General features: G+C 73.7%; 10 protein-coding genes. 8 read left to right on the top strand and 2 right to left on the bottom strand.

The window, feature by feature from the left end:
- Window positions 1-35 precede the first annotated feature (35 nt).
- Window positions 36-476, bottom strand: coding sequence for a carboxymuconolactone decarboxylase family protein (locus tag ACN27B_RS02925; RefSeq protein WP_422743387.1), 441 nt, complete (start codon window positions 474-476; stop codon window positions 36-38).
- 189 nt (window positions 477-665) lie between these two features.
- Here ACN27B_RS02925 and ACN27B_RS02920 point away from each other — a divergent pair, with 189 nt between their 5' ends.
- The 3 genes from ACN27B_RS02920 (at window position 666) to ACN27B_RS02910 (ending at window position 6,554) form a co-directional block, all read left to right on the top strand.
- Entirely contained in the window at window positions 666-2,225 is a 1,560-nt protein-coding gene (locus tag ACN27B_RS02920) for an alkaline phosphatase D family protein (RefSeq protein WP_099163999.1), read from the top strand.
- A gap of 331 nt (window positions 2,226-2,556) precedes the next feature.
- Entirely contained in the window at window positions 2,557-5,703 is a 3,147-nt protein-coding gene (gene ileS, locus ACN27B_RS02915; RefSeq protein ID WP_422743385.1) for an isoleucine--tRNA ligase, read from the top strand.
- Between the two features lie 158 nt (window positions 5,704-5,861).
- On the top strand, window positions 5,862-6,554 hold the full coding sequence (locus ACN27B_RS02910; protein ID WP_091571880.1) for a lysophospholipid acyltransferase family protein: 693 nt from the start codon (window positions 5,862-5,864) through the stop codon (window positions 6,552-6,554).
- 9 nt (window positions 6,555-6,563) lie between these two features.
- Here the strand turns inward: ACN27B_RS02910 and ACN27B_RS02905 are convergent, their stop codons facing one another.
- A complete protein-coding gene (locus ACN27B_RS02905; RefSeq protein WP_422743383.1) occupies window positions 6,564-8,300 on the bottom strand; it encodes a hypothetical protein in 1,737 nt (578 codons plus the stop codon).
- Window positions 8,301-8,532: 232 nt separating this feature from the next.
- On the opposite strand from ACN27B_RS02905, the gene ACN27B_RS02900 reads away from it, so the two are divergent.
- From ACN27B_RS02900 to ACN27B_RS02880, 5 genes are all read left to right on the top strand, one after another.
- Window positions 8,533-10,518: a TIGR03960 family B12-binding radical SAM protein gene (locus tag ACN27B_RS02900; protein ID WP_091571887.1), complete on the top strand. Its 1,986-nt coding sequence runs from the start codon at window positions 8,533-8,535 to the stop codon at window positions 10,516-10,518.
- A gap of 169 nt (window positions 10,519-10,687) precedes the next feature.
- Entirely contained in the window at window positions 10,688-11,125 is a 438-nt protein-coding gene (locus ACN27B_RS02895; RefSeq protein WP_091571890.1) for a hypothetical protein, read from the top strand.
- 13 nt (window positions 11,126-11,138) lie between these two features.
- Window positions 11,139-12,611, top strand: coding sequence for a hypothetical protein (locus tag ACN27B_RS02890; protein ID WP_422743381.1), 1,473 nt, complete (start codon window positions 11,139-11,141; stop codon window positions 12,609-12,611).
- A gap of 10 nt (window positions 12,612-12,621) precedes the next feature.
- Window positions 12,622-14,082 (top strand): type VII secretion-associated serine protease mycosin, encoded by a 1,461-nt coding sequence (mycP, locus tag ACN27B_RS02885; RefSeq protein ID WP_422743379.1) that lies wholly within the window; start codon window positions 12,622-12,624, stop codon window positions 14,080-14,082.
- Between the two features lie 320 nt (window positions 14,083-14,402).
- Window positions 14,403-15,122 carry a TIGR03936 family radical SAM-associated protein gene (locus ACN27B_RS02880; RefSeq protein ID WP_422745822.1) on the top strand — a complete coding sequence of 240 codons (720 nt, stop codon included), beginning with the start codon at window positions 14,403-14,405 and terminating at the stop codon, window positions 15,120-15,122.
- Window positions 15,123-15,146 lie beyond the last annotated feature (24 nt).

Below are 15,146 nucleotides of genomic sequence, written 5' to 3'. Positions count from 1 at the left end.
CACCTCGCGGGACCGGGGCCGTGGCACGTCCGGCGTCAGCCCAGCGCCGGCGGCTGGGTCCGGCAGGTCACCGCGACCCGGTTCCACACGTTGATGGTGGCGATCGCCGTCACCAGGTCCGCGAGTTCCTTCTCCGACCAGACCTTCGCCGCGGCGTCCCAGACGTCGTCCGGCACGCCGTGGTCGCCCAGCCGGGTCACCGACTCGGTGAGGGCCAGCGCGGTCCGCTCCCGCTCGTCGAAGAACGGCGCCTCCCGCCACGCCGCGACGGCGAACAGCCGCCGGCTGTTCTCCCCGGCCTCCAACGCCTCCCGGCTGTGCATGTCCACGCAGAACGCGCAGCCGTTGAGCATCGACGCCCGGAGCTTGACCAGCTCCAGCACCGTGTGGTCCACGTTCGCCCGGACGTACTTCTCCAGCCCCAGCACGGCCCGGTACGCCTCCGGCGCCACCGCCGCCATGTCGATCCGGCTCATCGCCGCCTCCTCGGAAATTCGGGTACGCGGACAGGACGGTCCACGGCCGGCCGGGTGTGACGCGGTGTGACGCCGCTCATGCCGGGGTCCGGACAGCCGTCGTTGAGGTGCCGGTCACCTCGGGCCACGTCCCCGGCCATGTCGGGCCGGTAGACCGGTCTGGCGAGTTCGTCGAGACCGGGAGGACCCATGACGCACATCGACCGACGTACGCTGCTCCGCGCCGGACTGGTCGCCGGGGCGGGGGCCGCCGGCGGGGCGCTGCTCGGCGGAGCCGGCGCGCCGGCCGCCCCGGCGTGGCGGCCGAGCGGGCGGCCGTCGCTCACCCACGGCGTGCAGAGCGGTGACGTGACCGCCGACTCGGCGCTGGTCTGGACCCGGGCGGACCGGCCCGGCCGGATGCTCGTCGAGGTCAGCCGCCGACCCGACCTGCGCGGCGCGCGGCTGGTGCGCGGCCCGGTGGTCGACCCGGACGGCGACTTCACCGGCCGGGTCCGGCTGCGCGGCCTGCCGGCGGGCGAGCGGCTGCACTACCGGGTACGGGTGGAGAGCCTGGACCGGCACGGCGTGTGCAGCGAGCCGCTGACCGGCTCGTTCGCCACCGCCCCCGGGCGGCACCAGCGGCGGGACGTGCGGTTCGTCTGGACCGGTGACATCGTCGGGCAGGGCTGGGGGATCAGCCCGGACTTCGACGGCCTGGCGATCTTCCGCGCCATGCGCGAGCGGCGTCCCGACTTCTTCCTGTGCAGCGGGGACACGGTGTACGCCGACGGCCCGCTCGCCGAGCGCGTCACGCTGCCCGACGGGCGGCTCTGGCGCAACCTGGTGACGCCGGCGAAGAGCAAGGTCGCCGAGACGCTGGCGGAGTACCGGGGACAGTTCGCCTACAACCTGCTCGACGAGCACCTGCGGGCCTTCGCCGCCCAGGTGCCCCAGATCAACCAGTGGGACGACCACGAGGTGGTCAACAACTGGTACCCGGGGGAGATCCTGGTCGACGACCGGTACACCGAGAAGCGGGTGGACGTGCTCGCCGCCCGGGCCCGGCAGGCGTTCCACGAGTGGCTGCCGGCGCCGGCCGGCGGGCCGCTGTACCGACGCCTGTCGTACGGGCCGCTGCTGGACGTCTTCGTGCTGGACATGCGCACCTGGAAGGACCCGAACGACGGCAACACGTACGCCGACCCGGCGCGCGGCCTGCTCGGCCGGGCGCAGCGGGAGTGGCTGGTCCGGGAGCTGCGTGCGTCCCGGGCGACCTGGAAGGTGATCGCCAACGACCTGCCGATCGGTGTGGTGGTGCCGGACGGCCCGGGCGCGCAGGAGGGGGTGGCCCAGGGCGACCCGGGCGCGCCGGCCGGCCGTGAGCTGGAGTTCGCCGAGGTGCTGCGCGCGGCCCACCGGGCCGGGGTGACCGGCCTGGTCTTCCTCACCGCCGACGTGCACTACACCGCCGCCCACCACTACGACCCGGCCCGCGCGGCGGTGGGCGACTTCAGCCCGTTCTGGGAGTTCGTCTCCGGCCCGGCGCACGCCGGGGCGTTCGGCCCGAACGCGTTGGACGGCACCTTCGGCCCGAAGGCCGTCTTCGTGCACGCCCCGCCGGCCGCGAACACCTCGCCGGCGGAGGGCTTCCAGCACTTCGGCGAGGTCGACATCGACGGGGAGTCGGGCGCGTTGACCGTGCACCTGCGCGACCGCGCCGGCGCCTCCCTCTGGAGCACCACGCTGCCGGCGCCCACCCGCCGCTGAGTGTGAGGAGGGGCCCCTTCCTATCGCGTAGGCGATAAGAAGGGGCCCGTCCTTACTCGGAGGCGGAGCGGGGGGCGGGGCGGGTAAGCTTGGGCGCACAGGCGACGACCCGGCCATCACCGGTGAGCCTCCGGAAGAACAGCCGGGCAACCGGCCCAGTAGAACCGGACGGGACGGCCCGTCACAGCCGACCGATGAGCGGGCGGTCGATCCTGACCGCCAAGCGGGGTGGTACCGCGGACCACCCGGGAGCGCCGTTCCAGGCGTACCCCGGACGGTTCGTCCTCGCAGACCCACCGACGAGTGAGCTGCGCGAGGAGAGCGACCCCCGATGGCCTATCCGTTGCACGACCCGACCGGCGTCGGCGTCCCGGCGAGCCCGGACCTGCCCGCGGTCGAGCGCCGGGTGCTGGAGCACTGGACCGCCGACAAGACCTTCGAAGCGTCCGTCGAGGCCCGCGACGCCGGCCGGAACGGCGAGAACGAGTACGTCTTCTACGACGGCCCGCCCTTCGCCAACGGCCTGCCGCACTACGGCCACCTGTTCACCGGCTACGTCAAGGACGTGGTGCCGCGCTACCAGACCATGCGCGGCAGGCACGTCGAGCGCCGGTTCGGCTGGGACTGCCACGGCCTGCCGGCCGAGGTGGTGGCCGAGAAGCAGCTCGGCATCACCAGCAAGGCGGAGATCCTCGACCTCGGCGTGGCCCGGTTCAACGACGCCTGCCGCACCTCCGTGCTGGAGTTCACCCACGACTGGGAGCGGTACGTCACCCGGCAGGCCCGCTGGGTCGACTTCGCCAACGACTACAAGACGCTCGACCTGGACTACATGGAGAGCGTCATGTGGGCCTTCAAGACCCTGCACGACAAGGGTCTGGTCTACGAGGGCTTCCGGGTGCTCGCGTACTGCTGGCGGTGCGAGACGCCGCTGTCCAACACCGAGACCCGGATGGACGACGTCTACCGGGACCGGCACGACCCGACGCTCACCGTCTGGTTCGAGCTGACCGCCGACGAGAGCGCGCCGGAGCCGCTGCGCGGGCCGGTCAAGCTCGGCGTCTGGACCACCACGCCGTGGACGCTGCCGTCGAACCTGGCACTCGCCGTCGGTCCGGACATCGAGTACGCGGTGCTGGAGCGCGACGGTGACCGCCATGTGGTCGGCGCCGCCCGGCTCGGCGCGTACGCCAAGGAGTTGGAGGGGTACGAGCAGGTCGGCACCGTGTACGGCCGCGACCTGGTCGGGCGTCGCTACACGCCGCTCTACGACTTCCTGGTCGAGCCGGCCGGGCCGAACGCCTACCAGGTGCTCGGCGCGGACTTCGTCACCACCGAGGACGGCACCGGGATCGTCCACCTGGCCCCCGCCTTCGGCGAGGACGACCAGAACACCTGCAACGCCGCCGGCATCCCCACCGTGGTCACGGTGGACGACCACACCCGGTTCACCGCGCTGGTGCCGCCGTACCAGGGCGAGCAGGTCTTCGACGTGAACAAGCCGGTGATCCGGGAGCTGAAGGAGCGGGGGGTGGTGCTGCGGCAGGACGTCTACACCCACTCGTACCCGCACTGCTGGCGCTGCGACACCCCGCTGGTCTACAAGGCGGTGTCGTCGTGGTTCGTCGCGGTGACGTCGTTCCGGGACCGGATGGTCGAGCTGAACCAGCAGATCAACTGGACGCCGGGGCACATCAAGGACGGCTCGTTCGGCAAGTGGCTGGCCAACGCCCGGGACTGGTCGATCAGCCGGAACCGGTTCTGGGGCTCGCCGATCCCGGTGTGGAAGTCGGACGACCCGAACTACCCGCGCGTGGACGTGTACGGCTCACTCGCCGACATCGAGCGGGACTTCGGCGTACGCCTGACCGACCTGCACCGGCCGGCGGTGGACGACCTGGTCCGCCCCAACCCGGACGACCCGACGGGCCGGTCGATGATGCGCCGGGTGCCGGAGGTGCTGGACTGCTGGTTCGAGTCCGGCTCGATGCCGTTCGCCCAGGTGCACTACCCGTTCGAGAACCGCGAGTGGTTCGAGCACCACTACCCGGGTGACTTCATCGTCGAGTACATCGGGCAGACCCGCGGCTGGTTCTACACCATGCACGTGCTGGCCACCGCGCTGTTCGACCGGCCGGCGTTCCGCAACTGCCTGAGCCACGGCATCCTGCTCGGCTCGGACGGGCGCAAGATGTCCAAGAGCCTGCGCAACTATCCGGACGTCTACCACGTGTTCGACTCCTACGGGTCGGACGCGATGCGCTGGATGCTGATGTCCTCGCCGGTGCTGCGCGGCGGGGACATGGCGGTGACCGAGACGCTGATCCGGGACGCGGTGCGGCAGGTGCTCCTGCCGCTGTGGAACGTCTGGTACTTCTTCTCGCTCTACGCCAACGCCGACGGCCACACCGCGCGTCGTCGCACCGACTCGGTGAACGTGCTCGACCGGTACGTGCTGGCGAAGACGAACGAGCTGGTGGCGACCGTCGGCGCGCAGATGGACGCGTACGACATCTCCGGCGCCTGCGCGACCGTGCGGTCCTACCTGGACGCGCTGACCAACTGGTACGTGCGCCGCTCGCGGGACCGGTTCTGGGCCGGCGACGCGGACGCGTTCGACACGCTCTGGACCGTGCTGGAGACGCTCTGCCGGGTGGTGGCGCCGCTGGCGCCGCTGACCGCGGAGGAGATCTGGCGTGGGCTGACCGGCGAGCGGTCGGTGCACCTGACCGACTGGCCGTCCGCCGAGGAGTTCCCGGCCGACCACGAGCTGGTCTCGGCGATGGACAACGTGCGGGCGGTCGCCTCCGCGGCGCTGTCCCTGCGCAAGGCCAAGGGCCTGCGGGTGCGGCTGCCGCTGGCGAAGCTGACCGTGGCCTCGCCGGTCGCGGCCCAGCTCCGGCCGTTCGCCGACCTGGTCGCCGACGAGGTCAACGTGAAGGAGGTCGTGCTCGCCGGCGACCTGGACGCCTACTGCCAGCAGGTGCTGACCGTGGTGCCGCGGGCGCTCGGCCCGCGCGTCGGCAAGGCGGTCCAGCAGGTGATCAAGGCGGTCAAGGCGGGGGACTGGGAGCTGCGTGACGGCGCCCCGGTGGCCGCCGGGGTCACCCTGGCCGAGGGCGAGTACGAGCTGCGCCTGGTCGCCGCCGACGCGGAGCACTCCGCGCCGCTGCCCGGCGGCGAGGGCGTGGTGGTGCTGGACACCGAGGTCACCCCGGAACTGGCCGCCGAGGGGCTGGCCCGGGACGTGGTCCGGGTGGTGCAGCAGGCCCGGCGGGACGCCGACCTGGACGTCTCGGACCGGATCGCGGTGGCGGTCTCGGCCTCCGAGGAGGTGCGCGCGGCGGTCGCCGCGTACACCGGGTTCGTGGCCCGGGAGGTGCTGGCCGACACCGTCGACTTCGCCGAGGGGCTCGAGGGCTTCGCCGGCGAGGCGGGCGACGGTGAGCGCGTGGTGGTGAGCGTCCGCCGCGTGTGAGATGTAAGGAAGGGGCCCTTCTTAACGCTTTCGGTATAGGAAGGGCCCCTTCCTAACACGCGCACCGGCGGGTGGACTGCGGGCCACCCGCTCGGCCGGGGGTGGCAGCGTCGGCTACCGTGACAGCGCCTGTCTCACGTACGACCGCCGGAGGACCCGTGCCCCTGCTCTACACCATCGGCAAGCTCACCGTGGCGCCCGCGCTCCGGTTGGCCTTCCGTCCGCACGTGGAGGGGTTGGAGCACATCCCGGCGACCGGCGGGGCGATCTTCGCGGGCAACCACCTCTCCGTCGCCGACGAGCTGCTCCTCGGCACGGTGGTCCCCCGGCACCTGGCGTTCTGGGCCAAGTCGGAGTACTTCAACGGCACCGGGATCAAGGGCGGCTTCTCCAAGTTCGTGCTGACCGGGCTCGGCGCCATCCCGGTCGAGCGGGCCGGGGGGCGGGCCGCGTTGTCCGCGTTCGACGCGGCGATCCCGGTGCTCAAGGCCGGCGACCTGGTCGCCGTCTACCCGGAGGGCACGCGCTCCCCGGACGGGCGGCTCTACCGCGGGCGTACCGGCGCGGCCCGGCTCGCGGTGGCCGCCGGAGTGCCGATCATCCCGGTCGGCGTGACCGGCACCGACAAGGCCCAGCCCATCGGTACGCGGGTGCCCCGGCCCGGTCGCGCCAAGATCACCATCAGGTTCGGCAAGCCGCTGGACTTCACCGGCCGGCCGGACGACCGCACCTCACTGCGCGCCATGACCGACGAGATGATGTCGGAGATCCAGAAGCTCACCGGCCAGGAGTACGTCCCGCGCTACGCCCCGAAGCGCAGCGAGCAGACGCCGGGTGAGGCGGCCGCCTGAGCGAGACGCTCAGGACTGCTTCGGGACCACGACCCGCTGGCGCAGCTCGTCGAGGAGCCGGCCGCTGTCGTCCACCGACAGTCGGGTGAACACGCCGGTGGTGAGGCTTCCGTGGTCGACCGAGGTGCACACCACCACCGCGTCGCCGTCCGCCCGGCCCACCGCGCAGCGCTCGTGCCGGCCGCGTACGCCGGTGTCCACGGTCACCGAGGGTTGCAGGTCGTAGTCGCCGGCGAGGCGCTTCAGCTCGGCCTCGGCGTCGGACTCCGGGCTGAACCGGAATCCGGTGCTGCCGAACAGCGTCACCCGCTTGCCGTCGTTCGTGGTGTAGATGCCGGCGAACGTGTCCTCGGCGAGCCAGTCCGCCTGGCGTACCCGGCTCTTCAGGTCCTCGGCCGCCGCCTGGCTGCCCTGGTCCTGGCGCAGCCGCATCGAGTCGAGCTGGTCGGGGAGGCTGGCGCTGGCCGGGTACTGGCTGGACAGCGGCTGGGCCCACCACAGCGGCACGCCGCAGCAGCACGCCACGGAGAGCAGCAACAGCCAGGGCCAGCGACGCCGCCGGCGTACCGGCACCGGCACGTACCCCTTGGGGGCCTGCCAGCCCGGCGGCGGCGCCACCGGCGGCGGGGTCCTGCCCCGGCGCTGCTTCGGCGGGCGCGCCTGCTTCGGTGGCCGCGGCGGGGCGACCGGGGCCGGCGGCGGGGTGTGTGCCGGCGGTGACACCGGCCGGGCGGCCGGCGGACCCGGGTACGGCGGGGTGTGCGCGGGCGGCGACACCGGTCGGGCGGCGGCCGGGTGCGGCGGCGGCCCCGGGTGGGCGGCGGCCGGGTGCGGCGGCGCCGGGTGGGCCGGCCAGGGCGCGGTGTAGGGCAGCGTCGGCGGCAACGCCGGAAGCTCGACCGAGTGCAGGTCCCAGCCGGTGGTGTCCACGCCCGCCCACGGGTCGACCGGGGTGGCGTGCTCGGGGGACTCGACCGGCGGCACCGGCGTGGGCTCGGCCGACTCGCCCCAGGCACGGCGCCGGGCCGGCGGGGGCGGGACCGCGGCGGAGCCGCTCCAGCGGGGCGCGGTCTCGACCCGGGTGGGGTTCGGCCCGTGCTCGACCTTCGTCCGGTCCGGCGCGTCCTCGGCGCGGGCGGGGGCCGGCGCGTCCTCGACCCGGGTCGGGTCGGGGGCCGACGGGGTCGGCGCGGTGCGGCCCGGCACGGCGGCGGAGCCCCGGGCGCGTCCGGCCGGCGCGGGCGGGGTGTCGTCGGCGTCCGTCCCCCGCTGCGCGGCGACGGGGTCGGCCGATACCGCGGGCGCCTCGGCGGCGTCGGCCGCTCCCGGCGGGGCGGCGTCGTCCGGGTCGGGCCGGCCGGTGTCCTGCGGGGCCGGGCGGGCGGTGTCCTGCGGGTCTGGACGGCCGGTGTCCTCCGGGCCCGGGCGGGGGGTGTCCTGCGGGTCCGGGTGGGCAGTGCTGTCCGGGTCGGGCGGGTCAGGGGTGGCGTTCGGCTCCGGTGGTGCGGTGTCGGCCGGGGGTGCGGTGGCGGCGTTCGGGTCGCTGTCCCCGTCCGTCGGCGGCTCCGAGCCCGGCGCGTCGCGCTCCGGCGCGGAGCTGTCCGGGGCGGGGTCGGCGAGCTGGCCGGCGGCCTCGGCGGAGCCCTCGGCGTCGACCTGCTTCGGCCCGGGCGACGGCGGCTCGGCGACGACCCGTTCCTCGGTCCCGTCGGCCGGCCGGCCCGCCCCCGGCTGCGGCTGCGACATCGCGGCAATCTCCTCTCGCGCCCGTTGCGAGGTTAGTACCGCCCCGCCACCTCCGCCGAATCCCCGCCCACCCCCGACCCTCGCCCCCGCCTCCGCTCCCGCGGGTGACCAAGGAGTTCGCGTGGGCGGGGAGCGCGGATCGGCGCGCCAACTCCTTGATCAACGGGTGTGGGGTGGGGGAAGGGTGGCGGTGGGGGAGGTCGGGGCGGGGGACCGCGTACCCTTGGGCATCATGAGTGCCCCGTCCACGACCCCACGTCCCACCGCCGACAACTCGGTCTGGCCCCGGCTGGAGCCGCTGCTGCCGCAGGTGACCAAACCCATCCAGTACGTGGGTGGGGAGCTGGGCGCGGTGGTCAAGGACTGGGACGCGGCGACCGTGCGCTGGGCGCTGATGTACCCGGACGCGTACGAGGTGGGCCTGCCCAACCAGGGCGTGCAGATCCTCTACGAGGTGCTCAACGAGCTGCCCGACGTGCTGGCCGAGCGCACGTACGCGGTCTGGCCGGACCTGGAGAAGCTGATGCGCGCCCACGGCGTGCCGCAGTTCACCGTCGACGCCCACCGGCCGGTGCGCGACTTCGACGTGTTCGGTGTCTCGTTCTCCACCGAGCTGGGCTACACCAACCTGCTCACCGCGATCGACCTGGCCGGCATCCCGCTGCTCGCCGCCGACCGCACCGACGCCGACCCGGTGATCGTGGCCGGCGGGCACGCCGCGTTCAACCCGGAGCCGATCGCCGACTTCGTCGACGCCGCCGTGCTCGGCGACGGCGAGGAGGCGGTGCTGGAGATCACCACCATCGTCCGGGAGTGGAAGGCCGAGGGCTCCCCGGGTGGCCGGGACGAGCTGCTGCTGCGGCTGGCCCGCACCGAGAGCGTCTACGTCCCGCGCTTCTACGACGTCGACTACCTGCCCGACGGCCGGATCCAGCGGGTCGTGCCGAACCGCCCGGACGTGCCGTTCCGGGTGCACAAGCGCACGACCATGGACCTGGACGCCTGGCCGTACCCGAAGAAGCCCCTGGTCCCGCTCGCCGAGACGGTCCACGAGCGGTACGCGGTGGAGATCTTCCGGGGCTGCACCCGGGGTTGCCGGTTCTGCCAGGCCGGCATGATCACCCGTCCGGTGCGGGAGCGGTCGATCACCACCGTCGGCCAGATGGTGCAGCAGGGGCTGGAGTTCTCCGGCTTCCACGAGGTCGGCCTGCTGTCGCTGTCGTCGGCCGACCACTCCGAGATCGGCGACATGTGCTCCGGCCTGGCCGAGCAGTACGCCGGCACCAACGTCTCGCTGTCGCTGCCCTCGACCCGGGTGGACGCGTTCAACATCGACCTGGCCCAGGAGCTGTCCCGCAACGGGCGCCGGACCGGCCTGACCTTCGCCCCGGAGGGCGGGTCGGAGCGGATCCGCAAGGTGATCAACAAGATGGTGTCGAAGGAAGACCTCATCCGTACGGTGGTCACCGCGTACTCCAACGGCTGGCGGCAGGTGAAGCTCTACTTCATGTGCGGCCTGCCCACCGAGACCGACGAGGACGTCCTGGAGATCGCCGACATGGCGCACGAGGTGATCCGGGCCGGCCGCGCCGCCACCGGATCCAAGGACATCCGCTGCACGGTCTCCATCGGCGGGTTCGTGCCGAAGCCGCACACCCCGTTCCAGTGGGCCTCGATGGAGCGGCCGGAGGTCATCGACGGCCGGCTCAAGCTGCTCAAGCAGGCCATCAACAGCGACCGGTCGCTGGGCCGGGCGATCGGCTTCCGCTACCACGACGGTGAGCCGTCGCTGATCGAGGGCCTGCTGTCCCGGGGCGACCGCCGGGTCGGCGCGGTTATCCGCAGGGTCTGGGAGAACGGCGGCCGGTTCGACGGCTGGAGCGAGCACTTCTCCTACCAGCGCTGGGTCGACGCCGCGACCGAGGTGCTGCCGGCGTACGGGGTGGACCTCGACTGGTACACCACCCGCGAGCGCGAGGAGCTGGAGGTCCTGCCCTGGGACCACCTCGACTCCGGCCTGGACAAGGACTGGCTCTGGCAGGACTGGCAGGACTCGCTGTCCGAGTACGAGCAGGACGACTGCCGCTGGACGCCGTGCTTCGACTGTGGCGTGTGCCCGTCCATGGACACCGAGATCCAGATCGGCCCGACCGGCCGGAAGCTGCTGCCGCTGACGCCGGTCGGCGGGTTGAAGCAGCCCGCCGCCGCGCAGGGCTGACGGCGCCGAACCACCGCGGAGCGCGGGAACCCCTCGGGGTTCCCGCGCTCCGTCGTCTTTCGCGGCAACCGCGCGCCGCCGTGGGGTGGGGGTGCCCGCAGTGGTGCATCCTCGATACGCTGCGTCCGTATTGGACCGGCCGGGGGCCGGTAGCGGGGAGGACAGCAGCATGGGCATCACGCCGCCGGACACCGGCGATCTGCACGTCAGCGTCGAGGACCTGGACGCCGCCGCGGAGTACGTCGAGCGCCTCAAGCAGTACGTCGACGACACCATCGGCTACGAGATGGAACGCATCAAGGAGCGGATGAAGGGCGACGGCACGAACGCCCAGACGGTCGCCAACGGCACGCCGTTCGGCGCGTACGAGGACGCCCGGATGCAGTGGGCGGCGCTGACGAAGTCCACGGCCAACATGGAGGCCCACCTGAAGGACATCTCCCGCAAGTTGGCCGGCCTGAAGCAGGGCACCGAGGACATCGCGAAGGCGTTCCGCGACGCGGAGGCCCGCAACGCCGCCAACGGCAAGCAGATCGAGCGGCTGCTGGAGTCCGCGGCGCCGCCGCCGGAGGCCGGGCAGCAGCCCACCTACCCGTACACGGCCTGAGGGGGAGACGGTCATGGCAGGAGGCACCTGGGAGCGCTGCGTCCGTGAGGTGACGCTGTCGGCGGACCCGGAGACCGTCGGGTCCGTGGGGGCGGGCTGGAGCAACCTCTCCACCGCGCTCGGCTACCTGCGCGACTCGCTGGTCGGGCGCTCGTTCGTCGGCCCGATCGCGCCCGGTAAGGAGCGCCCGCACAGCGGCGGCCTGCCCGGCCTGCTGGCCGGGTGGAAGGGCAGCGGCGGCGACGCCTACCGCGAGCACCTGACCACCATCGGCAAGGACATCGAGGAGCTGATCACGCACGCCAGCGGCGTCAGCGGCGCGCTGTCGCGGATCGAGGGCGACATCCGCACGGCGGTGGCCAGCATCCCGATCCCGCTGATGGACGACTTCGGCTGGAACGAGTGGAGCCTGCCCGGCGGCACCGAGCTGGACGACGCCCGCGACGGCGAGAGCCAGTCCGGGTTCCTCGCCGCGCTGCGCAAGGACTACCAGGCCAACCAGGCGCTCTACGCCGACGGCGCGTTCCGCGACAAGGCCGACGACCTGGAAGCCACCATGAAGGTCGACGGCAACGCCGGCGATCAGAAGCGTGGCGGTTGGTGGGACACCAAGTCGCATCTGGACAACTGGTACCGGGACAACCAGGAGGCGGCCAACAAGGCGATGTCGCCCCTGCCGGTCGCCGTGGAGACCGAGCGCCCCAAGCTGGACGTGCCCAGACCGAACATCGACGCCGATGACGGCTACCGCCCGGACACCCGCACCCCGCCCTCCGGCGTGCCGGACACCGGTCTGCCGGGCGGCGGTGGTGGCGGCGGTGCCGGGGGCAAGATGCCCTCGCTCGGCAGCACCGGCATCGGCGGTGGCGCCGGCGGCGGAGGTGGTGGCGGCTCGTTCACGCCCCCGCCGACCATCGGCGGCTCCGACCTCGGCGGTGGTTCCGGCTCGTACACCCCGCCGGTCACCGGCGGCATCCCCGGCTCCGGCAGCGGCTACCCGGGCTCCGGCGACCACGACTACGGCACCGGCCTGGCCGGCGCGGGCGGTCCGGGCACCATCACGGCCGGCGGCCCGGGCAGCGGCTTCGGCGGTGCCGGTGGCGGGCTGAGCGGCGGTGCCGGTGGCGGCTTCGGCGGCGGTGGGGCCGGTCTCGGCTCCGCCGGCGGCATCGGTGGCGGCGGCCTCGGCGCGGCCGGCGGGATGGGTGTGGGCGCGCTGCCCGGCATGGTGGGCGGCGGCAACGGCAAGGTCCCGCCGCTGACCAGCGCGGCCAACGCGTTGCGCAGCGCCACCGGCGCGGGCGGCATGGGCGCGGGCGGCGCCCGCGGCGGCACGGCCGGCGCCGGGATGATGGGCGGCGGCATGATGGGCGGGCACGGCGGCGCCGGGCACGGTGGCGGCGGTGGCGAGCACTCGTCGTGGTTGACCGAGGACGACGATCCGTGGGGCGCCGGTGACGGCGCGACCCCGGGCATCCTGCGATGAGGACGGACGGATGAGGGTCAACGTCGGCGCGCTCCGGCCGGTGGCGGCCGGGGTGCTGGCCGGTCTGATGGTGCTGGGGGCCGCCCAGCCGGCGGCCGCCGCGCCGCGCCGGGCCGAGCAGTGGTACCTGGACGAGCTGCGGATCGACCGGGCGCACCAGATCTCCACCGGCCGGGGTGTGGTGGTCGGGGTGGTGGACACCGGCGTCGACGCCGGCCACCCGGACCTGCGCGGCCGGGTGCTGCGCGGGGCCAGCACCCGCGACACCGGCGACGGCCGGCGCGACCCGGCGGGTCACGGCACCCACATGGCCGGGATCATCGCGGCCAACGGGGCCGGAGTGGACGGCATCGCTCCGGACGCCCAGATCCTGCCCATCCGGAAGCCGCCCGGCGGATCGTTCACCCCGGAGGATTCCGCTACCGGTATCCGGATGGCCGTCGACGGCGGCGCGAAGGTGATCAACCTGTCCTACGGCAGCGCCGGCGCCGTCGACGAGGGCGAGGTGGCTGCGGTCCGGTACGCGCTGGAACGCGACGTGGTCGTCGTCTCCGCCGTCGGCAACGTCCGGCAGTTGGGCCCGGACGTCAGCGCGCCGGCCAACATCCCCGGTGTGATCGCGGTGACCGGCACCAGCCGGGGCGGTGGTTTCTGGAACGGTTCGGCGCAGGGCCCGGAGGCGGTGATCGCCGCGCCGGGGGACGAGGTCTACAACATCGGCCGCGACCGGGGTTACGGCTGGGGCGACGGCACCTCCGACTCCAGCGCCATCGTGTCCGGAGTCGCGGCGCTGATCCGGTCCAAGTACCCGAAGCTCTCCGCGCCCGACGTGATCAACCGGATCATTCGTACCGCCCGGGACGCCGGCCCGCCCGGCCGCGATCCGCGGTTCGGCTTCGGTCGGATCGACCCGGTGGCGGCGCTGACCGCCGACGTCCCGTCGGTGTCGGCGAACCCGCTGCTCGGCGCCGCCGCGGCGTCGCCCAGCGCGGCCGCGCCACCGGCCGCGGCCGAGGACGACAACTTCGACGTGACCAAGTACGGCGACCGCGGCGGACCCACCGACCAGCAGGTGATGGTCGTCGGGATCGGCATCGCGGTGGCGCTGGTGGTGCTGCTGGCACTGGTGGGGTTCCTGATCTGGAACCGGCGCCGGCACCGCCGCGAGTTGGCCCGGGCGGGTGACATCCCGGACGAGGTGCTCGACCGGATGGGCGACGGCGGGCACGGCCCACCGGTCCCGGCCGGTCACCCGGCCACCCCGTCGGCCGGCTACGCCCAGCCCGGCGCCCACCCCGGTCCGGGCGCCCACCCTCAGCACGGGCAGTATCCCCAGCCTGGCCCCTACGCCCAGCCGGGTCCGGGCGCCCACCCGCCGCCGGCTCACGGGCAGCAGTTCCCACCCGGCCAGAACCCGTGGGCCCCACCGCCCGCCGCTCCCGGACCCACCCCGCCGAACACCCCCCGCTGACCCCCCCGCACCCCCACCCCACCCCTCCCACCCCACCCCCTCCCCGCGTCGATCATGAGGTTGACGGCACCAACGGAGATCCACTCCGCCGCCAACCTCATGATCGACGCCGGGAGTCGGGCCGGGGGACGGGGACGGGCCCGGGGTCGGGGCCGGGAGGGTTCGGGGTGGTTTGACCCGGGGTGTGGTGGACCCGGTCGCGGGGTGCGGCTGGGACTGCGCCAGGATGGGGCGGACACGCAGGCACAGCCGAGGAGTTCACGATCGCCAGAAAGCCTCAACCCGAGGGCGGCCAGGCCCCCGTCGTCCAGCGGGTCCGCATCCGGTATGCCAAGCGGGGGCCGCTGCGGTTCACCTCGCACCGGGACTTCGCCCGGGCCTTCGAGCGCGCCTTGCGCCGGGCCGGCGTACCGATCGCCTTCTCCCAGGGTTTCACCCCGCATCCGAAGATCTCCTACGCCTCCGCGGCGCCCACCGGCGTGGCCAGTGAGGCCGAATACCTCGAGATCGGGCTGCGGGAGCCGGTCGATCCGGCGGAGCTGCGGGCCGCCCTGGACGCCGCGCTCTCACCCGGGCTCGACGTCCTCGACGCGGTCGAGGCGACCGGCGGCAGCCTGGCCGACCGGATCGAGGCGTCGCGCTGGCGGATCGAGCTGCCCGAGGTGGAGCCGAGCGTGCTCGGCGCGGCCGTGGCGGCGTTCACCGCCGCCGAGGAGATCCAGGTCGAGCGGATGACCAAGCAGGGCCGGCGGACGTTCGACGCCCGCGCTGCGGTGATCGCCATCGATGCGTCGACGTCGTCTGAGACGCCTTCCGGGGCGGCGGCGGCGCCATGTGCGATACTCGAACTGGTCGTGCGGCAGGTCACCCCGTCCGTACGGCCCGATGACGTCCTTTCCGGCCTCCGCGTGGTGGCCGACCTGGAGCCGCCGGTCACCCCGAAGGTGATCCGGCTGGCGCAGGGCACGCTGACCGCGCAGGGCGAGATCGTCGATCCGTTGGACGCGGATCGCGACGGGGCAGCCATCGGAGAGCACTGACCGACGGTCAGCGCTCTGGCAGGC

The organism is Micromonospora sp. WMMD754 (assembly GCF_049315235.1).
GTDB classification, from domain to species: Bacteria; Actinomycetota; Actinomycetes; order Mycobacteriales; family Micromonosporaceae; genus Micromonospora; species Micromonospora sediminicola.
This window is presented reverse-complemented; position numbering and strand designations above follow the sequence as displayed.

Bases quoted from the DNA above. Each gene is read 5' to 3' on its own strand.
- ACN27B_RS02925 (WP_422743387.1), bottom strand. From the start codon at position 476: ATGAGCCGGATCGACATGGCGGCGGTGGCGCCGGAGGCGTACCGGGCC.
- ACN27B_RS02920 (WP_099163999.1), top strand. From the start codon at position 666: ATGACGCACATCGACCGACGTACGCTGCTCCGCGCCGGACTGGTCGCC.
- ileS (WP_422743385.1), top strand. From the start codon at position 2,557: ATGGCCTATCCGTTGCACGACCCGACCGGCGTCGGCGTCCCGGCGAGC.
- ACN27B_RS02905 (WP_422743383.1), bottom strand. From the start codon at position 8,300: ATGTCGCAGCCGCAGCCGGGGGCGGGCCGGCCGGCCGACGGGACCGAG.
- ACN27B_RS02900 (WP_091571887.1), top strand. From the start codon at position 8,533: ATGAGTGCCCCGTCCACGACCCCACGTCCCACCGCCGACAACTCGGTC.
- ACN27B_RS02895 (WP_091571890.1), top strand. From the start codon at position 10,688: ATGGGCATCACGCCGCCGGACACCGGCGATCTGCACGTCAGCGTCGAG.
- ACN27B_RS02890 (WP_422743381.1), top strand. From the start codon at position 11,139: ATGGCAGGAGGCACCTGGGAGCGCTGCGTCCGTGAGGTGACGCTGTCG.
- mycP (WP_422743379.1), top strand. From the start codon at position 12,622: ATGAGGGTCAACGTCGGCGCGCTCCGGCCGGTGGCGGCCGGGGTGCTG.